Genomic DNA, 18,612 nt, shown 5'->3' with positions numbered 1-18,612 from the left:
GGTTCGGTTCAAACATTGAGTTGACAATTATTTCGGAGACGAGTAGACTAATTGCAATTAAACAGTTCCTTTAAATTAGCTCAGAGAGGCTGAAAAGGATGAACGGACGTGCGCTTTCAAGGAAGCTGTGCGTAATTTCGGACAGCCTAGCCGCTTTGAGTGGTGGGCTGTCTTTTCTTTTGCAATCATTCATAAAAAGGGGTGCGTTATGACAAAGAAAGCGGCGTTTCATAATGATGAAGTCGTGTTAGATATTCATGACCGACCAAAATTAGGTAGTTGGTTAGGCTTGTCGGTGCAACATCTGTTCTCGATGTTTGGTTCCACGGTATTGGTGCCAATCCTGGTGGGATTAAATCCAGGTATTGCGCTGTTTAGCTCTGGTGTTGGGACGCTAATGTATATCCTCATCACGCGCGGAAAGATTCCGGCGTATATGGGCTCGAGCTTTTCATTTATCGTTGTGATGCAGTCTCTGATGAAGACCGCAGGATATCCGGCCATCGCTCAGGGGACTGTCGCGGTGGGCTGTGTGTACCTGCTAGTTAGTTTATTAGTTACTTTAATCGGTTCTGACTGGATCGATAAGGCGCTTCCCCCGATCGTCGTGGGGCCGATTGTGATGGTAATTGGGTTGTCACTCGCAGGGACGGCAGCTAAGGACGCAACGATGAACGGGAGTAGTTATGATATTAAATATTTCGGCGTCGCGATGGCGACGATGTTACTGACCGTCATTTTTAACATGTACTTGCGTGGATTTATGAGTTTAGTACCGATATTGTTGGGAATCGTCTGTGGGTATATCATTGCCGTGTTAGTTGGAATCGTTGACTTTTCTGGTGTGGAAAAAGCGCAGTGGTTTGCGATGCCCGCCTTTCAATTGCCTTTTATTAGTTATCATCCTGGCATTTATTGGGGCGCGATTCTGAGTATGGCACCAATCGCCTTTGTGACGATGTCAGAACATATGGGCCATATTATGGTACTCAATAAGTTGACTAAGCGGAATTTCTTCAAGGATCCTGGCTTGAACCATACATTGGCTGGTGACGGGACAGCCTCGATTATCGCCGGCTTTGTCGGTGGACCACCCGTGACCTCCTATGGTGAAAATATTGGGGTGCTGGCAATTACGCGGGTCCACAGTATTTATGTGCTCGGTGGGGCCGCCTTTTTTGCCATCGTCTTTAGTTTTGTGGGTAAGTTATCCGCGTTGATCGAGAGTATTCCATCACCCGTCATCGGTGGGGTCAGCTTTCTACTGTTTGGGGTAATTGCTTCAAGTGGGATGCGAATTCTGATTGATAATAAAGTTGATTTTAATCAGAAGCGAAATTTAATGATTGCATCAGCGATTTTGGTCATTGGAATTGGCAATGCCTATTTACAACTGGGAAGCTTTCAGTTCAGTGGTCTAGCAGTTGCAACGGTGCTCGGAATTGTGATGAACTTGGTGCTGCCAAAGACGGCGGTAAATGAGAAGTAGGCCGTCATTGCGCGTGCCAAGAATGAAAATAAAGTCAAAATAATGAAAATCCAACGATTTGAAAGCTTAATGAAAGCTTGATATTGTTGGATTTTTATTGATTGACGAAATGTTGAAATTATTTTGAATTTTTTCGACGGTGGTGGTATTATTACCTTTGTATTTTGATTAGGGGTGTCTCTAATCTACCATTTCAGGTTACGATAAAATTGACGTTGACTAGCTCAAAGGTTAAGGTTATCGTAGCACCGAAATTAAAGGAAAGAGGTGATATTCAGTGGGTGATCCAGTTCCTACAGTCAAATTCCTTGGACTGACGTTTAATATCGCGAATGACATCTCAGTAATTGTGACTTGTCTGATTGTTTTCTTGTTTGTTTTTTTACTTTCGCGACATTTAACAATGAAGCCCAAGGGTGGACAAAATGTGCTGGAGTGGCTCATCGAGTTCACGAATGGCATTGTCAAAGGGTCGATCAAGGGTAACGAAGCGTCTAACTTCGGTTTGTACGCATTTACATTGTTTCTCTTTATCTTCATCGCTAACCAACTTGGATTGTTCATTCACGTTCAGGTCGGGCAGTATACGTATCTGAAGAGTCCAACCGCCGATCCGATTGTGACTTTGACGTTATCGTTTATGACCGTTGCACTTGCACATGCTGCGGGTGTTCGTAAGAAAGGTATGGGTGGTTATTTGAAAGAATACACACAACCTTTTGCTGTTTTCTCGGTTATTAACGTCTTTGAACAATTTACCGATTTCCTAACTTTAGGTCTTCGGCTGTTCGGGAACATCTTTGCTGGTGAAATGTTACTAACGAAGGTTGCTGATTTGGCAAAGAGCAACGGTTGGTTGAGCTATGTTTACTCATTTCCAATTGAACTCTTATGGCAAGGTTTCTCAGTGTTTATCGGGAGCATTCAAGCGTTCGTGTTCGTAACCTTGACTTCAGTTTATATTTCTCAGAAGGTTAACGACGAGGAATAATTTCTAGTTTTTTAATTTTAAGGAGGATACACAGATTATGGGAGCAATTGCTGCAGGTATTGCTATGTTTGGTGCCGCTTTAGGTGCTGGTATTGGTAACGGTTTGGTTATTTCTAAGATGCTTGAAGGGATGGCCCGTCAACCAGAATTATCTGGTCAATTACGGACTAACATGTTCATCGGTGTTGGGTTGATCGAATCAATGCCTATCATTTCCTTCGTTGTTGCTTTGATGGTTATGAACAAGTAATCATTGGTCAACGAGTTCATTTTAATGAAAATGAAAGAAGGAGGTGTCATTAGATGCTCTCGCATTTAATTATCGGTGCATCCGGTCTCTACCTTGGTGATATGTTGTTTATCGGGATTAGCTTTATTGTTTTGATGGCATTGATCTCTGTTGTTGCTTGGAAGCCCATCACAAAAATGATGGCTGATCGAGCTGACAAGATTGCGAACGACATTGATTCAGCACAAAAGTCTCGGCAAGAAGCGAGTGACTTAGCTGATCAACGGCGTGATGCGCTATCACACTCTCGCGCTGAAGCGAGTGAAATTGTCGCTGACGCGAAAAAGAGTGGCGAAAAGCAACGGTCAAGTATCGTTGCCGATGCGCAAAACGAAGCAACGCAGTATAAACAAAATGCGCGTAAGGATATTGAACAGGAGCGTCAAGATGCCTTGAAGAACGTCCAATCAGACGTCGCTGACATTTCGGTTGCGATTGCTACGAAGATTATTAAGAAGCAATTGGATCCGGAAGGCCAACAGGCATTAATTAATTCGTATATTGAAGGGTTGGGAAAGCATGAGTCTTGATAATCTTACAATTGCAAGTCGTTATTCAAAGGCACTCTTTGAACTTGCAGTTGAAAAAGATCAGACCGAAGCATTCCTGGCCGAGTTAAAGCAATTACGGCAAGTCTTTGTCGACAACCCGCAATTGGCAGAGGTCCTCTCAGGATCATTGCTTCCGGTTGATCAAAAACAGACAACGTTGTCAACTTTGACTGACCACGCTTCAGAATACATTAAAAACTTTATTCAAATGTTGTATGATTACGGCCGCATGTCGAACTTAGTTGGCATTGTTGACGCGTTTGAAGCACGTTTCGATGAGAGTCGCAAAATAGTGCATGCCGAAGTAACGTCTGCGGTCAAGTTGTCAGATGAGCAAGCTGATGCAATCGCAAAGGCATTCGCCAAACGCGTTGGTGCCAATCAGGTTGTTTTGTCACGTAAAGTCGATGAAGCAATCATTGGCGGTGTAATTGTGAAGTCAAATAATCAAACGTTTGATGGTAGCGTTGCGTTACAACTAACGAATTTAAGACGAGCACTCATCAACAATTAGTTTACGAAGAGGTGAAACTTTTATGAGCATTAAATCTGAAGAAATCAGTGCTCTAATCAAACAACAATTAGAAAGTTATCAAACTGAGCTCTCAGTTGCTGAAACCGGTACTGTCACCTACGTTGGTGATGGGATCGCCCGTGCTCACGGACTCGACAACGCCTTACAAGGTGAATTACTCGAATTCAGTAACGGAGTTTACGGGATGGTACAAAACCTCGAAAGCAACGATGTTGGTATCGTTGTTTTAGGGGATTTTGATGGTATTCGTGAAGGCGATACTGTTAAGCGGACTGGCCGCATCATGGAAGTTCCAGTCGGTGACGCCATGATTGGCCGGGTCGTTAACCCATTAGGTCAACCAGTTGACGGTTTAGGTGAGATTAAGACCACGAATACGCGGCCAATCGAACATAAAGCTCCTGGTATTATGCAACGGCAATCAGTTAGCGAACCACTTCAAACTGGGATCAAGGCCATTGATGCCTTAGTTCCAATTGGTCGGGGCCAACGTGAATTGATTATCGGTGACCGTAAGACTGGGAAGACGTCCGTTGCCATTGATGCCATTTTGAACCAAAAGGACCAAGACATGATTTGTGTCTACGTTGCAATCGGTCAAAAGGACTCAACTGTACGGGCCCAAGTTGAAACGTTGAAGAAGTTAGGTGCGATGGACTACACAATAGTTGTAACTGCCGGACCTGCTGAACCAGCGCCATTACTGTACTTAGCTCCTTATGCTGGGGCAGCGATGGGTGAAGAATTTATGATGAACGGCAAGCACGTTTTGATCGTCTATGATGACCTTTCAAAGCAAGCAACGGCTTACCGTGAACTTTCCTTGATCCTCCGTCGTCCTCCAGGTCGTGAAGCTTATCCTGGGGATGTCTTCTACTTGCACTCACGGTTACTCGAACGGGCTGCCAAGTTGAGCGATGAATTGGGTGGCGGTTCAATGACGGCCTTACCAATTATCGAAACGCAAGCTGGGGATATTTCGGCTTATATTCCAACTAACGTTATTTCAATCACCGATGGGCAAATCTTCTTGGATAGTGATTCATTCTATTCAGGTGTGCGGCCAGCGATTGATGCCGGGGCCTCTGTTTCCCGGGTTGGTGGGGATGCGCAAATTAAAGCGATGAAGTCCGTTGCCGGGACCTTGCGTCTTGACTTGGCTTCTTATCGTGAATTGGAATCCTTCTCACAATTCGGTTCTGACTTGGATGCTGCAACCCAAGCGAAATTAAATCGTGGGCAACGGATCGTTGAAGTCTTAAAACAACCTGTTCATTCACCATTGAAGGTCGAAGAACAAGTAATGATTTTATATGCTTTGACCAACGGTTATTTGGATAAAGTGGCAGTTGATGATATTGCCCGTTACCAAAGTGAATTGTTTGAATTTATTCATGCTAGTCATCAGGACCTCTTTGATACGATTTTGGCAACCAAGAAGTTACCAGAAGCTGATAAGATGAATGGGGCCTTAGATGCGTTTGCAGAACAATTCCAGCCAACCGCTGCCGCTGCGAAGTAGTTATGGCTGAAAAGGATGGTGAGTAGTGCATGGCAGAATCATTAATGGATGTCAAGCGCCGAATTGACTCAACAAAGAAGACTCATCAAATTACGTCGGCAATGCAAATGGTCTCAACTTCAAAATTGAACCAGATTCAAAAGCATACCAGCACGTATCAGGTGTACGCTTCTAAAGTTGAAAGCATCGTTTCACATCTTGCCAAAGCTCATCTGATGTCAGCAAGTGCCGGTGTTGCTAACAGTAATTCGAATACGATTTCAGTTAGTGAATTGCTCGCGCAACGCCCCGTTAAAAAGACTGGTTTATTGGTGATCACTTCGGACCGTGGCCTCGTTGGTAGTTACAACAGTAACGTGTTGAAACAGACTAACGATTTCATGCGGACGCACAAGGTTGATGCCGATAACGCAGTCGTTTTGGCGGTTGGTGGCACTGGTGCGGATTTCTATAAAAAGAACGGGTTAAACGTGGCTTATGAGTACCGCGGCGTCTCTGATGTCCCAACTTTTAAAGAGGTTCGTGAAATCGTTAAGACAGTCACATCAATGTACCACAACGAAGTCTTTGATGAACTTTACGTCTTCTACAACCACTTTATTAATCGGCTCTCTTCTGGTTTTCGGGCCGTTAAGATGTTACCGATCTCCGAAGAGACCTTTGAACAAAGTGAGTCAGATAATCGTAAAGCCAAGGATAGCCGGGTAGATGTCGGTCCCGAGTATGAAATGGAACCGTCAGAAGAAGCCATTTTGTCGGCCGTGTTGCCACAATATGCTGAAAGCTTGGTTTATGGTGCAATCTTGGATGCCAAGACTGCTGAACATGCTTCGTCGTCAACCGCGATGAAGGCTGCATCAGATAACGCTGGCGATTTAATCGATAAATTAAATCTGAAATATAACCGTGCGCGTCAAGCTGCTATTACCACTGAAATCACTGAAATCACTGGTGGTTTGGTTGCGCAAGAATAACGAAGTGGGAGGAATTAACGACTAATGAGTACAGGTAAAGTTGTACAAGTTATTGGACCCGTTGTTGACGTTGAATTCTCTCTAAACGATAAGTTACCCGATATTAATAACGCCTTGATCATTCAGAAGGACAACGATGACACTTTAACGGTGGAAGTATCGTTGGAATTAGGTGATGGGGTTGTTCGGACCGTCGCGATGGATGGTACGGATGGCTTGCGCCGGGGAATGACAGTTGAAGACACTGGTTCTTCAATTACTGTTCCCGTTGGTAAAGAGACGTTAGGCCGGGTCTTCAACGTTTTAGGGGAAACCATTGATGGTGGTCCAGAATTCGGTCCAGACGCAGAACGTAACCCGATTCATCGGGATGCGCCTAAATATGATGAATTAACGACCAGTACTGAAGTATTGGAAACTGGAATTAAAGTTATTGACCTCTTAGCACCTTATGTTCGTGGTGGTAAGATTGGGTTGTTCGGTGGTGCCGGTGTTGGTAAAACTGTTTTAATCCAGGAATTAATTCATAACATTGCCCAAGAACATAACGGGATTTCCGTGTTTACCGGTGTTGGTGAACGGACGCGTGAAGGGAATGACCTTTACTTCGAAATGAAGGCTTCCGGCGTTTTGAAGAATACCGCCATGGTTTATGGTCAAATGAACGAACCACCTGGTGCCCGGATGCGGGTGGCCTTGACCGGTTTGACGATTGCGGAATACTTCCGTGATGTTCAAGGTCAAGACGTGTTGTTATTCATCGACAATATCTTCCGGTTCACGCAAGCTGGTTCTGAAGTTTCCGCCTTACTTGGTCGGATTCCTTCAGCCGTTGGTTACCAACCAACCTTAGCCACTGAAATGGGTCAATTACAAGAACGGATCACTTCTACCAAGAAGGGGTCAGTTACTTCGATTCAAGCCGTTTATGTACCTGCCGATGATTATACCGACCCGGCACCTGCAACGACTTTCGCCCATTTGGATGCGACGACCAACTTGGAACGTTCTTTGACGGAACAAGGGATCTACCCAGCCGTTGACCCATTAGCTTCTTCTTCAATCGCTCTGGACCCATCAATCGTGGGCGAAGAACATTATCAAGTTGCAACGGAAGTTCAACGGGTCTTGCAACGTTATCGTGAATTGCAAGATATTATCTCGATTTTAGGGATGGATGAATTATCTGACGAAGAAAAGACAACTGTTGCGCGTGCACGGCGGATTCAATTCTTCTTGTCACAAAACTTCTTCGTTGCCGAAAACTTTACGGGCCAACCTGGTTCGTATGTGCCAATCAACGATACCATCAAGGGCTTCAAAGAAATTCTTGAAGGTAAATATGATGACCTACCAGAAGACGCATTCCGTCAAGTTGGTAAGATCGACGACGTGGTCGAAAAAGCGAAATCGATGGTAACTGATTAGGAGGGGTTTACATGGCTGACAATGCAAAATCATTAACCGTTAGCATCGTAACTCCAGACGGTCAGGTCTATGAGAATAAGACGCCAATGTTGATCGTGCGAACGATTGACGGCGAACTCGGAATTTTGCCGAACCATATTCCTGTGATTGCATCGCTTGCAATCGATGAGGTTCGGATCAAGCAACTTGAAAGTGATCAGGAAGATGACGAAATTGCCGTTAATGGTGGTTTTGTTGAGTTCAGTAATAATACGGCAACGATTGTTGCCGATAGTGCTGAACGTCAGAATGACATTGACGTTGCTCGAGCTGAAAATGCACGGAAACGCGCTGAAACACGGATTCAAAATGCCCAACAAAAGCACGATGATGCTGAGTTGGCGCGGGCCCAAGTCGCTTTGCGGCGTGCCATGAACCGTTTGAATGTTGCTCGGCATTAACAACTTAAAATTCTGAAAAGCATCTGCAATTATTTGCGGGTGCTTTTTTTGTGCGGTTCAGTTAAGCCGCGATGCACAAGTTAGTCAAACTTACCGCGGTGAGTCGTACTCGTTACTGTCCAGTTTTAAGCTTGCACGGTTCAAAGCAGATTGGAACCGTGGGTTGATCAAGGGCCAAGCACTGGCTTACTAATGGCGATATCGCGTTGTTAACTAGAAGAATCGGTCTGATTCGAATATTTTTCGCCAACATTGCATCAGTATCTGGCAGAGCAGTAATTAAGACGTGGATCGCGACTTAAATGGGTGATCATCACATTCCGACAATTGGCAGCAATTTCCAAAGGTCGGCATAGGGAACATGAACAACTAAGTTTACATCGAACTTAAACGTTTCAGTGGCCAATTTTATCGCGACGTTGAAATGTTTTGTCCAGTCGGCGCGGATGTTCGTGAACTAGATTTTACTAATCGATTGAGCGTATTAGGGGCATTGCGATAAGTTGAATGGTAGAATGCAACTTATAGTGAGATTACAATAAAGAAAACGATTACAAACGAACGATACTGCTAATCAATATGGGTATGGCTTGTCAAATAATTGCACGACGGACTTCTAATTAGTTAACTAATCATAAGTATTTAATATTTGTGTTGAAATTGTAACGAAAATGTAAAATGTAATATTTATCCACTAGTGTTCTATGGTATGATGATTAGGAACCGATTTGAACCTGCATGCTGCTATTGGCAAGTTGCCATGGTGTGTCCAGGTTGTTTTGATGGTTGAGCTGGTGTTTGGATTGCACACCGCGCGTTGCCGATTTGCTTAGTACAGCGGTGAACAGTGGAATTTGGGCAGGTGCGAGGCATCTGATCCAATCGGGTTCTTTTAGTAAGTGTGCTTTTTACGCAATCCGAAATCTCACGTAACTTGTTTGTTGATTATCGTTTAGTGATGGAGGGTTTATCCATGGAGGAAATTGTAGTTCATGGCGGTCAACGTTTGACAGGAAATGTCCATATTGAGGGCGCTAAAAATGCCGTGTTACCAATCTTAGCCGCAAGCTTGTTGGCTAGTTCTGGTCAGACACATTTATCAAATGTACCAGTGTTATCAGACGTTTTTACAATGAACAACGTCTTGAAATTTTTGAATACTAAAATTGATTTTGATGAAATTAATAAAACAATTGATATTGACGCTAGTCGTCAATTATCATCCGAAGCACCATTTCAATACGTATCCAAAATGCGTGCTTCAATCGTGGTCATGGGACCACTATTAGCACGATTAGGCCATGCGAAAGTCGCGATGCCAGGTGGCTGTGCGATTGGTTCACGACCAATCGATTTACACTTAAAGGGACTGAACGCGCTTGGTGCTGAAATCGAACGCCACGATGGCTATGTTGAAGCAACCGCGAACCAGTTACACGGAGCGGCCATTTACTTAGATTTTCCAAGTGTTGGGGCAACGCAGAACATAATGATGGCGGCAACACTTGCAGATGGCATCACGACGATGGAAAACGTCGCTCGTGAACCTGAAATTGTGGACCTAGCGAACTATTTGAATCAGATGGGCGCTAAGGTTACCGGGGCCGGTACTGAAACGATCCGCATTGAAGGGGTTAAAGCGATGCATGGCTGTGACCATAGTATCGTTCAGGATCGGATTGAAGCTGGGACATTCATGGTCGCTGCTGCGGTGACTCAGGGAAACGTCTTGGTTGAGGATGCTATTGCCGAACATAATAAGCCATTGATCTCGAAGATGCGTGAGATGGGCGTCACAGTAACGGAAGAACCGGCTGGTATTCGGGTCATTGGTCCAGAAATCTTGAAGCCAACCTCCGTTAAGACGATGCCCCATCCGGGTTTCCCAACGGATATGCAACCACAAATGACAATTTTGCAGTTGTGTGCGCAGGGCACTAGTTTATTAACTGAAACGGTTTTTGAGAATCGCTTCATGCATCTTGATGAGTTACGGCGAATGAACGCCGACTTCAAAGTTGAAGGGCGCTCCGTCATTATGTATGGTCCCACTGACTTTAACGGGGCCCAGGTCACTGCGACGGATCTTCGGGCAGCTGCAGCGTTAGTAATCGCTGGACTGGTCAGTCGGGGTTACACTGAAGTGACTAATTTGAAGTATCTTGATCGGGGCTACTTTAACTTCCATGGTAAGCTGGCTAAATTAGGTGCTGAGATTAAACGAGTTGATGTTCCCGATGGCACCGTTTATGCGTTGAATCCTGATTTTGCGAACGAAGCTGCGGAATAAATCGAAATAAATGCTTACAAAACCTTCAAAGTGCGATAAACTCGTTTTTGAAGGCTTTTTTGTGGCGAAGCGGGGTAACCCGGCGCCAACATTCAGGAGGACAACTTATGTTTATTAATATTATCGACAAACACATTTCATTGAAACCAACTGAAGTGGCTGACGCGGAGCCGCTTTTCGACTTAGTTGATCATAATCGCGACCATTTGAAGTTATGGATGCCGTGGGTTGATGCGACGGCGACCGTGCAAGACGAGCGTCATTTTATCGAATCAATGTTGACCAAGCAGGCTCATGGACAGGTGTTTATCACCACCATCATTGTGGATGGCGAAGTCGCTGGGATGCTAGACTTGCATAATATTAGTGCCATTAATCACAACGGTGAGATTGGCTACTGGCTGGGCCAGAAATATACTGGTCGTGGCGTCATGACTAAAGCGCTCGAACGATTAGAAGAAATTGCTTTTACGGAGCTTGATCTGCACAAGGTCATCTTAGGTGCAGACGTTGCCAACCAGGCAAGTCGGGCTGTTGCTGAGCGACGCCAATATCATTTGGATGCGACCCTGCCAGAAAATATCTTGTTAAATGGTCAATATCGTGATGAAGCAATTTATTCGCTGACGGTCGATGAGTGGTCGAAACGACAGGATGATTAGGCACAGCCAATTGATTGGTAGTGACAAATGAACGAGTGGCTAGGACAGCCGTCAGTTCTCATCAACTGTAGAGTATGGTATAATGATTAGTCGTATAATTGTATGTTTGAGAGGAGCAAAAACATGGCTTTAGATATTGGTATTGACTTAGGTACTGCCAATGTTTTAATTTACGTATCGGGTAAGGGCATCGTCCTTAACGAACCATCCGTGGTCGCTATCGATACGAACACGAATCAAGTGTTGGCAGTCGGGTCCGAAGCCTACCAAATGGTTGGAAAGACGCCTAGTAACATTCGGGCAATTCGACCATTAAAAGACGGAGTAATTTCGGATTTTGATGTCACCGAAGAAATGCTGTCCTATTTTATTAAAAAATTAAATGTCCGTGGCATTATGTCGCGGCCAAGTATCATGATCTGTACCCCAACGAACACTACTGAAATTGAACGCAAGGCAATCTTGCAAGCTGCTGAAAAATCTGGCGGTAACAAGGTTTACTTGGAAGTTGAACCAAAAGTGGCGGCTATTGGCGCAGGGATGGATATTTTCCAACCACGTGGGAACATGGTCATTGATATTGGTGGTGGGACTAGTGATATCGCTGTCCTATCATTAGGTGACATTGTGGCAAGTAGTTCGTTACGAATGGCCGGCGACCGGATGAATCAGGACATCGTGAACTACGTCAAAGATCAACATCACTTGTTGATCGGTGAACGCAGTGCAGAACAAGTTAAGATTCAAATCGCACAAGTTTTCAAGCAGGACGGCGATGATGATAAGGTCACCCAAGTTCGTGGTCGAGATACTGTGACGGGGATGCCGCGCTCAATTGACATTGACTCCAATCAAGTTGAAGAAGCTATTCACGAAACGCTGATGCAGATCGTTAGCACGGCCCATCACGTGATGGAAACTTTACCACCAGAAATTGCGGCCGATATTATTGACCGTGGAATTACGTTGACTGGTGGTGGCGCACTGTTGAGTGGCCTCGATCAATTGATCAGTGAAAACTTAAAGGTGCCCGTAATGGTTGCCGAACACCCATTGAACAACGTTGCTCAGGGGGCTGGGATTTTACTTGAACATATGCAGAAAACTGCTAAGAACAAGAAATAAATTACGATGCGACGGTTATTAATGAAAGGCATCCGCTTTTATCAGCGGGCCTTTTCTGCGTTTAGTCCGGCTCATTGTCGCTATTATCCAACCTGTTCTAATTACACGTTAGAAGCGATCGATCGGTTTGGCGCAGTTAAAGGCGTTCTAATGGGAGTTGCACGTATCTTACGTTGTCAGCCCTTAGTTAAGGGCGGCTTTGATCCGGTACCAGCCCATTTTTCATTGCGTCGTAATCCGCAATACAAGGAGGAAGACCACCGTGGCAAGAAAAGATAAGGCGATTTCGGTCACTTTAAACGAAACTAAGGTCAACGGTCAACCAGTTACCGAAGTTTTGATCGGTAAACAAGTGATTGGACAAGTGACTCAAGTCGGTGAACGATTTGAAGCTGAAATGGTTAGTGACAACCAACCATTTGCGCATACCAAATCTTTTGATGAGAGTCTGCAAGAGATCTTGTCGGCTTACCATCTACACAAAGGCTAATTTTTAGTAAACCTTCAACCTGGTTCCGAGAATTCGGCACCAGGTTGTTGTATAATAAAAACTATCTTAAAGTACAAAATGATATTGTGAATAGGGTTAGTCTGACGCGTGCGGTGGGCTAATCCCAACAGGTTAGGAGCGTTATTTGTGGCAGAAGAATCTAGACTCCGCAGTCAAGACGAGGATTCAAGAATTGACTGGGGTATCATATTTTCAGTGATGATGCTAGGATTGATCGGGCTGGCGTCGATTTATGTCGCCGCAGTGCACGACTCTAGTTCAGTAAACGTCACGAAGCAGGTGATTTCTCAAGTCATGTGGTTCGTGATTGGGACCGCGATTGCCGTAATTGTGATGCAATTTGATTCGGAACAGTTATGGCGAGTGGCACCGATTGCCTATTGGTTTGGGATCTTCCTGCTTGCGGCCGTTTTGGTCTTGTACAGTAGATCACTGTTTGCGAGCACTGGGGCTAAAAGTTGGTTCGCAGTTGGTTCCTTGACGTTGCAACCGTCTGAAGTCATGAAGCCCGCCTTCATCTTGATGCTTGGACGAGTCGTGACAATGCATAACACGGAGCACCCAACACATACGATGGCGAGCGATTGGCAACTCATTGGGAAGTTAATTGCGTACATGGTGCCAGTTGCTATCCTTTTGAAGTTACAGAATGACTTTGGGACGATGCTGGTGTTCTTCGCGATTCTTGGGGGCGTTATCTTAGTTTCTGGGATTTCGTGGCGATTATTGGCACCGACGTTTGCCATTGTGGCGGCGATTGCGGGGACTGCGTTATATCTCGTGATCTCGCAGAGTGGTCGCCATATTTTGGAAGCTATCGGTTTTAAGCAATACCAATTTGCGCGGATCGATACGTGGTTGAATCCGTCGACGGACACGTCTAACAATGCTTATCAAGTTTGGCAGAGTATGAAAGCGATTGGTTCAGGTCAGATTACTGGGCGGGGATTTAACGTTTCCCACGTGACTGTTCCTGTGCGTGAATCTGATATGATTTTCTCGGTAATTGGTGAAAACTTTGGCTTTATCGGTTGTGCCGTGGTCATTTTATTGTATTTCTTATTGATTTACCAGATGATCCGAGTGACGTTTGATACGAAGAACGAATTCTACGCTTACATTTCAACCGGGGTCATTATGATGATTCTCTTCCACGTGTTCGAAAATATTGGGATGAGTATCGGACTGTTACCAATGACTGGGATTCCCTTGCCGTTTATTAGTCAAGGGGGTTCGGCGTTGATTGCCAATATGGCTGGGATAGGTTTAATGATGTCGATGCGATATCATTACAAGTCCTACATGTTCAGTCGTAACGACCGGTTTGAATAGTAAAATTATTGTAAAGGTATGGTGTTTAGTATGAGTGAAGATGCAGCTTATTTTTGGACAAAAGACGTTGATGGACATACGCGGTTAGGTTTAACTAAGGCCGCCCATGAGGCTCTTGGTGAAGTGAAATATGCTGAGTTACCAGCTATCGGTGACAAGGTCAGTCAGAACAGCGCTTTTCTGAGCGTTGAAGCGACCAAAGCCGTTTCTGAATTCAACTGTCCAATCAATGGGACCGTGGTTGCGGTCAACCCGGCGTTGAGTGAGAACTTCGATGCGTTAAATAGCGTTGAAGACGGCGTTGCTTGGTTAATCGACGTGGACTAATTGCCAGGCCTTGACAATTAGAAACAGGCTCGGTATACTCGTTACATTAACAATTGATTAAAAAAGTTATCATTTTGAAAAGATGAGTACGCGGTTATGATTACTTAGAGAGTCCCTGATTGGTGAAAGGGGATTAATCGTGAAGCTGAAGATGGTCTTGAAGTAATGAAGTTTAGTGAGCAGTCGCAAGCTAAGCTTGGGTCGCACCCATTATCATGCGGAGTTCAAAGTAACTCTTGAGACAACTGGCGTGAGCTAGTTGTGAAGATGGGTGGTACCACGAGGCTAAGCTTCTCGTCCTATTGATGATTATTGTCATAATTGTCTGGGATGAGGAGCTTTTTTTGATGCGTAAGGAGGAATTGACTTGATTGAATTTAAAGATGTGACGAAAACCTTTGATGCTAAGCAAGGGGCGGTTCACGCCGTTCAAGATGTTAATTTAAAAATCGAAGATGGTCACATTTATGGCATTGTTGGCTATTCGGGTGCTGGTAAAAGTACTCTGGTACGGATGCTGAATGGCTTAGAGACACCCACTAGTGGGTCAGTTGTGATTGATGATGTCAATATTACAACGTTGAGCGGGGCCAAGTTACGCGCCCAACGTCAAAAGATCGGCATGATTTTTCAACATTTTAATCTATTATGGTCGCGGACCGTTTTGGAGAACATTATGTTTCCACTTGAAATTGCTGGTCTGTCCAAGGTGGATGCCCGTAAGAAAGCCGAACACTTGGCAGACTTGGTTGGGTTGGCCGGTCGGGAAACGGCTTATCCGTCAGAATTATCAGGTGGTCAGAAGCAACGGGTCGGGATTGCCCGGGCACTTGCGAATGATCCTCAGATTTTACTTTCTGATGAAGCCACTAGTGCCCTAGACCCGCAGACAACTGATGAAGTGTTGGATCTGTTGTTATCGATCAACCAGAAGCTCCATTTGACGATCGTATTGATTACGCATGAGATGCACGTGATTCGCAAGATTGCTGATCATGTCGCGGTGATGGAAGCTGGTAAAATCGTCGAACAAGGACCAGTACTTGAAGTCTTCAAGCGACCACAGCAGGCTGTGACTAAGCGGTTTGTTAATGAAGAGGTCACGCCGTCGCTGAATGACACAACGGTGGTCGTGGACCAGCTGCTGGCGAAATATCCAAAGGGAACCATCGTACAACTGACGTTCCATGGCGATCAAGCCCAGCTACCGATTGTTTCAGAGATGTTGAAGAAGTATCCGTTAGATTTAAATATTATTGAGGGTGGGATTCACCAAACCCAAGAAGGGGCGATTGGTTCGCTGTACTTACAACTAACGGGTGATCAGGAACAGATTAAGGGCGCTCTAGCGTACCTACAAACGATGCGGGTGGAAACGGAGGTCTTGAACCGTGAATGATCAAGGATTAGATTCATATTTTAAATTTGCAAATGTCGATTGGGGTAGCATGATGTCGGCCACGTGGGAAACAATTTGGTTGACGATTGTGTCGATGGTCGTAGTTGCCATTCTCGGAATCGCCTTAGGTCTGTTACTTTATGAGACGGCGGGGAGTCAGAATCCGCTGGCTAAGGCCTTGAATTGGATTGTTGCGCTGTTCGTCAACGTTTTCCGGTCGATTCCTTTCATTATTTTGATCGTGCTATTATTGCCGGTAACGTCTAAGTTAGTTGGAACGATTATCGGACCGCGCGCGGCCTTACCATCACTGATTATTTCTGCTGCGCCATTCTATGCGCGGATGGTTGAATTGGCCTTCCATGAATTGGATCATGGAGTGATTGAGGCCGCTGAATCAATGGGGGCGACCCGGTGGCAGATTATTCGAAAAGTCCTATTGCCAGAAAGCATGCCGGCATTAGTTTCTGGAATCACGGTCACGACGATTTCATTAATTGGCTACACCGCGATGGCAGGAGCCATTGGTGCTGGTGGTCTGGGTAATTTGGCCTACCAAGACGGGTTTCAGTCCAATAACAACGCCATCACATTAGTGGCGACGGTAATCATTGTGATTATCGTGTTTATCTTCCAATTTATCGGGGATATTGCAGTTCGGCATATTGATAAACGGGTTAATTAAAGTTCGTATAGGAGGAAACGGAATTATGAAAAAAAAGGGAATTCTAGGATTATTAGCAGTTGCGGCAACGGCAATTTTGTTAGTCGGTTGTGGGAAGTCATCGTCAACAAAGACAACAACCATTACTGTAGGGGCTTCTTCAGTGCCACACGCACAAATCTTGAAGCACGTGCAGCCAGAATTGAAAAAGGAAGGCGTTAACTTGAAGATCAAAGTCTTTCAAGATTACGTCTTACCTAATAAGGCATTGGCTTCGAAAGAATTAGATGCCAACTACTTCCAACACATCCCATTCTTGGATAACTGGAATAAGGAAAATAATGGGAGCCTCGTATCAGCGGGGAAGGTTCACTTGGAACCAATCGGTGTTTATTCCAAGAAAGTTAAGAGTCTAAAAGACTTGAAAGACGGCGCAACCGTTCTGGTCAGCAGCAACGTGGCTGACTATGGTCGGGTCCTGACGTTATTTAAGGATGCGGGTTTAATTACTTTGAAAAAAGGGACAGATTTAACTTCAGCAACTTTTAATGACATTAAGACCAACAAACGTCATTTGAAGTTTAAACATTCATACGAAGCTAAGTTAATGCCAACATTCTACAAAAATAACGAGGGTGACGCGGTCGTTATTAACGCGAACTACGCGGTTCAAGCTGGGTTGAATCCTAAGAAGGATGCGATTGCACTTGAAAAATCAGATTCACCATATGCCAACATTGTGGCTGTTCGTAAGGGTGATAAGAACAAGCCAGCTATTAAGAAACTAATGAAAGTTTTACGTTCTAAGAGCACCCAGAAATGGATTGAAAAGAAGTACAAGGGTGCCATCCTGCCAGTTTCGGCCGACTAAACGGACCATCTTAAATCAGAATATTGATTGATTGAGCTAGCTTCAGGGATTCCCTGAGGCTAGCTTTTTTCACGGAGTTTGACTACGGTAACTTTCCGAAGCGGGTTAATGAAAATGCACGTTTGATATTATCTAAGTAGTACTATTGATTAAATTCTTATGAGACAGCGTCCTGCTTGACTTTATAGCGGTTGCAAGGTACGCTAACCAAGTTAAATAAACTACAGATTGGGGTTTGCAGCATGCGTAAATATGGTGTGATCGGGTTAGGCCAAGTCGGTGCGACAGTGGCTTATACGTTGGTTCAACAAGGAACCGTTGATGAATTAGTTTTAATCGATAAGAATGAGGCCTTGGCCAAGGCGCAAAAACTCGATTTAGACGACGCGTCACCTCGTCTAAGCTCAACCACTAAGATTATTTTAAACGATTATTCAGCTTTGGCCGATGCCGAAGTGTTGATCGTGGCTTCTGGCAATATTGGTGCCATTGATATGAATAGTTCCAAGGGTCGCTTTGGTGAGTATGATTTAAACCAAGCGATTGTACGGGAGATTGCGCCCAAGATTGTGGCATCTGGCTTCAAGGGTATTTTGATCGATATTATGAATCCGTGTGACGTCATGACGGATTATTTACAACGAATGACAGGTTTTCCACGGCAACGGGTTTTTGGTACGGGGACCTTCTTAGATACGGCGCGGATGCAAAAGTATGTCGGACAAGCAGCTGGTACGAATGGTAAAAATGTTGCGGGGTACGTATATGGCGAACACGGCAACTCACAATTTGTAGCTTGGTCAACGGTTAGCGTCAATGGGCAGCCTATCAAAAATTTCCCAGGTCTGAACCTTGATCAACTTGAAGAAGATGCAAGGCAAGGGGCATTTGCAGTCATGGCGGGTAAGCATTATACAAACTTTGCGATTGCTACTTGTGGTGTCCGATTGGCAGAAGCTGTCAGCGCGGATGCACAACTGGCTTGCCCAGTTTCAGCTTTTGATCCGCAATATGGGACATACGTTGGCATGCCTGCTGTGATTGGTAAAAACGGGATTGAATCATTAATTCAACTAGATCTGACCACTGATGAACGAGCGTCGTTAGCAGCGTCAGCGAAGTTTATCAAGTCGCAAGTGGACGTTTTACCGCAAGCATAAGCTTTTTCTAAGCATGGATTGAAACATCTTGTCATTAAACGTGGCCTAATCA

Annotated in this window: 20 protein-coding genes; all 20 read left to right on the top strand. The window is 44.8% G+C overall.

Annotated features, from left to right (window positions below; genetic code table 11):
• Positions 1-208: 208 nt before the first annotated feature.
• The 20 genes from E5260_RS10270 (at position 209) to E5260_RS10175 (ending at position 18,560) form a co-directional block, all read left to right on the top strand.
• Positions 209-1,489 (top strand): uracil-xanthine permease family protein, encoded by a 1,281-nt coding sequence (locus E5260_RS10270; protein ID WP_003641437.1) that lies wholly within the window; start codon positions 209-211, stop codon positions 1,487-1,489.
• A 277-nt stretch (positions 1,490-1,766) separates the two neighbouring features.
• Positions 1,767-2,480 carry a F0F1 ATP synthase subunit A gene (atpB, locus tag E5260_RS10265; RefSeq protein ID WP_003641438.1) on the top strand — a complete coding sequence of 238 codons (714 nt, stop codon included), beginning with the start codon at positions 1,767-1,769 and terminating at the stop codon, positions 2,478-2,480.
• Positions 2,481-2,517: 37 nt separating this feature from the next.
• Positions 2,518-2,730, top strand: a complete 213-nt coding sequence (gene atpE / locus E5260_RS10260; protein ID WP_003639224.1) for a F0F1 ATP synthase subunit C — start codon at positions 2,518-2,520, stop codon at positions 2,728-2,730.
• A 53-nt stretch (positions 2,731-2,783) separates the two neighbouring features.
• Positions 2,784-3,299 carry a F0F1 ATP synthase subunit B gene (gene atpF, locus E5260_RS10255; RefSeq protein WP_003641439.1) on the top strand — a complete coding sequence of 172 codons (516 nt, stop codon included), beginning with the start codon at positions 2,784-2,786 and terminating at the stop codon, positions 3,297-3,299.
• Complete coding sequence (gene atpH, locus E5260_RS10250) at positions 3,289-3,834, top strand: ATP synthase F1 subunit delta (RefSeq protein ID WP_003641440.1); 546 nt, start codon at positions 3,289-3,291, stop codon at positions 3,832-3,834. The genes atpF and atpH overlap by 11 nt, the downstream gene beginning before the upstream one ends.
• A 22-nt stretch (positions 3,835-3,856) precedes the next feature.
• Positions 3,857-5,377 carry a F0F1 ATP synthase subunit alpha gene (atpA, locus tag E5260_RS10245; RefSeq protein ID WP_003641441.1) on the top strand — a complete coding sequence of 507 codons (1,521 nt, stop codon included), beginning with the start codon at positions 3,857-3,859 and terminating at the stop codon, positions 5,375-5,377.
• Positions 5,378-5,406: 29 nt separating this feature from the next.
• A complete protein-coding gene (locus tag E5260_RS10240; RefSeq protein WP_003641442.1) occupies positions 5,407-6,351 on the top strand; it encodes a F0F1 ATP synthase subunit gamma in 945 nt (314 codons plus the stop codon).
• Between the two features lie 24 nt (positions 6,352-6,375).
• Positions 6,376-7,779, top strand: coding sequence for a F0F1 ATP synthase subunit beta (atpD, locus tag E5260_RS10235; RefSeq protein ID WP_003641443.1), 1,404 nt, complete (start codon positions 6,376-6,378; stop codon positions 7,777-7,779).
• Between the two features lie 11 nt (positions 7,780-7,790).
• Entirely contained in the window at positions 7,791-8,219 is a 429-nt protein-coding gene (locus tag E5260_RS10230) for a F0F1 ATP synthase subunit epsilon (protein WP_003641444.1), read from the top strand.
• A 973-nt stretch (positions 8,220-9,192) separates the two neighbouring features.
• Entirely contained in the window at positions 9,193-10,509 is a 1,317-nt protein-coding gene (murA, locus tag E5260_RS10225) for a UDP-N-acetylglucosamine 1-carboxyvinyltransferase (protein WP_003644659.1), read from the top strand.
• Positions 10,510-10,616: 107 nt separating this feature from the next.
• Positions 10,617-11,171 carry a GNAT family N-acetyltransferase gene (locus E5260_RS10220; RefSeq protein WP_003641446.1) on the top strand — a complete coding sequence of 185 codons (555 nt, stop codon included), beginning with the start codon at positions 10,617-10,619 and terminating at the stop codon, positions 11,169-11,171.
• A 123-nt stretch (positions 11,172-11,294) separates the two neighbouring features.
• A complete protein-coding gene (gene mreB, locus E5260_RS10215) occupies positions 11,295-12,296 on the top strand; it encodes a rod shape-determining protein (protein WP_003644658.1) in 1,002 nt (333 codons plus the stop codon).
• Positions 12,297-12,302: 6 nt separating this feature from the next.
• Complete coding sequence (gene yidD / locus E5260_RS10210; protein ID WP_003644657.1) at positions 12,303-12,575, top strand: membrane protein insertion efficiency factor YidD; 273 nt, start codon at positions 12,303-12,305, stop codon at positions 12,573-12,575.
• Positions 12,559-12,786, top strand: a complete 228-nt coding sequence (locus tag E5260_RS10205; RefSeq protein ID WP_003641449.1) for a DUF2969 domain-containing protein — start codon at positions 12,559-12,561, stop codon at positions 12,784-12,786. The genes yidD and E5260_RS10205 overlap by 17 nt, the downstream gene beginning before the upstream one ends.
• A gap of 147 nt (positions 12,787-12,933) precedes the next feature.
• Entirely contained in the window at positions 12,934-14,139 is a 1,206-nt protein-coding gene (locus tag E5260_RS10200; protein ID WP_003644656.1) for an FtsW/RodA/SpoVE family cell cycle protein, read from the top strand.
• Between the two features lie 30 nt (positions 14,140-14,169).
• On the top strand, positions 14,170-14,466 hold the full coding sequence (locus E5260_RS10195; protein ID WP_003644655.1) for a glycine cleavage system protein H: 297 nt from the start codon (positions 14,170-14,172) through the stop codon (positions 14,464-14,466).
• A 367-nt stretch (positions 14,467-14,833) separates the two neighbouring features.
• Entirely contained in the window at positions 14,834-15,865 is a 1,032-nt protein-coding gene (locus E5260_RS10190) for a methionine ABC transporter ATP-binding protein (protein WP_003641452.1), read from the top strand.
• On the top strand, positions 15,858-16,550 hold the full coding sequence (locus E5260_RS10185) for a methionine ABC transporter permease (protein ID WP_003641453.1): 693 nt from the start codon (positions 15,858-15,860) through the stop codon (positions 16,548-16,550). Before E5260_RS10190 ends, E5260_RS10185 begins: the two co-directional genes overlap by 8 nt.
• Positions 16,551-16,575: 25 nt before the next feature.
• Positions 16,576-17,400: a MetQ/NlpA family ABC transporter substrate-binding protein gene (locus E5260_RS10180; protein ID WP_003644654.1), complete on the top strand. Its 825-nt coding sequence runs from the start codon at positions 16,576-16,578 to the stop codon at positions 17,398-17,400.
• Between the two features lie 242 nt (positions 17,401-17,642).
• Entirely contained in the window at positions 17,643-18,560 is a 918-nt protein-coding gene (locus E5260_RS10175) for an L-lactate dehydrogenase (protein WP_003641455.1), read from the top strand.
• Positions 18,561-18,612 lie beyond the last annotated feature (52 nt).

The sequence above is a fragment of the Lactiplantibacillus plantarum genome, from assembly GCF_014131735.1.
Classification (GTDB): domain Bacteria; phylum Bacillota; class Bacilli; order Lactobacillales; family Lactobacillaceae; genus Lactiplantibacillus; species Lactiplantibacillus plantarum.
The sequence above is the reverse complement of the archived record's forward strand: the minus strand, read 5'-3'. Positions and strand labels throughout refer to the sequence as shown.

Excerpts from the sequence above, each read along its gene's own strand:
- yidD (WP_003644657.1), top strand. The coding sequence starts at position 12,303 with ATGCGACGGTTATTAATGAAAGGCATCCGCTTTTATCAGCGGGCCTTT.
- E5260_RS10270 (WP_003641437.1), top strand. The coding sequence starts at position 209 with ATGACAAAGAAAGCGGCGTTTCATAATGATGAAGTCGTGTTAGATATT.
- E5260_RS10180 (WP_003644654.1), top strand. The coding sequence starts at position 16,576 with ATGAAAAAAAAGGGAATTCTAGGATTATTAGCAGTTGCGGCAACGGCA.
- E5260_RS10240 (WP_003641442.1), top strand. The coding sequence starts at position 5,407 with ATGGCAGAATCATTAATGGATGTCAAGCGCCGAATTGACTCAACAAAG.
- E5260_RS10220 (WP_003641446.1), top strand. The coding sequence starts at position 10,617 with ATGTTTATTAATATTATCGACAAACACATTTCATTGAAACCAACTGAA.
- mreB (WP_003644658.1), top strand. The coding sequence starts at position 11,295 with ATGGCTTTAGATATTGGTATTGACTTAGGTACTGCCAATGTTTTAATT.
- atpE (WP_003639224.1), top strand. The coding sequence starts at position 2,518 with ATGGGAGCAATTGCTGCAGGTATTGCTATGTTTGGTGCCGCTTTAGGT.
- E5260_RS10195 (WP_003644655.1), top strand. The coding sequence starts at position 14,170 with ATGAGTGAAGATGCAGCTTATTTTTGGACAAAAGACGTTGATGGACAT.
- E5260_RS10175 (WP_003641455.1), top strand. The coding sequence starts at position 17,643 with ATGCGTAAATATGGTGTGATCGGGTTAGGCCAAGTCGGTGCGACAGTG.
- atpD (WP_003641443.1), top strand. The coding sequence starts at position 6,376 with ATGAGTACAGGTAAAGTTGTACAAGTTATTGGACCCGTTGTTGACGTT.
- atpH (WP_003641440.1), top strand. The coding sequence starts at position 3,289 with ATGAGTCTTGATAATCTTACAATTGCAAGTCGTTATTCAAAGGCACTC.
- atpA (WP_003641441.1), top strand. The coding sequence starts at position 3,857 with ATGAGCATTAAATCTGAAGAAATCAGTGCTCTAATCAAACAACAATTA.
- murA (WP_003644659.1), top strand. The coding sequence starts at position 9,193 with ATGGAGGAAATTGTAGTTCATGGCGGTCAACGTTTGACAGGAAATGTC.
- E5260_RS10230 (WP_003641444.1), top strand. The coding sequence starts at position 7,791 with ATGGCTGACAATGCAAAATCATTAACCGTTAGCATCGTAACTCCAGAC.
- atpF (WP_003641439.1), top strand. The coding sequence starts at position 2,784 with ATGCTCTCGCATTTAATTATCGGTGCATCCGGTCTCTACCTTGGTGAT.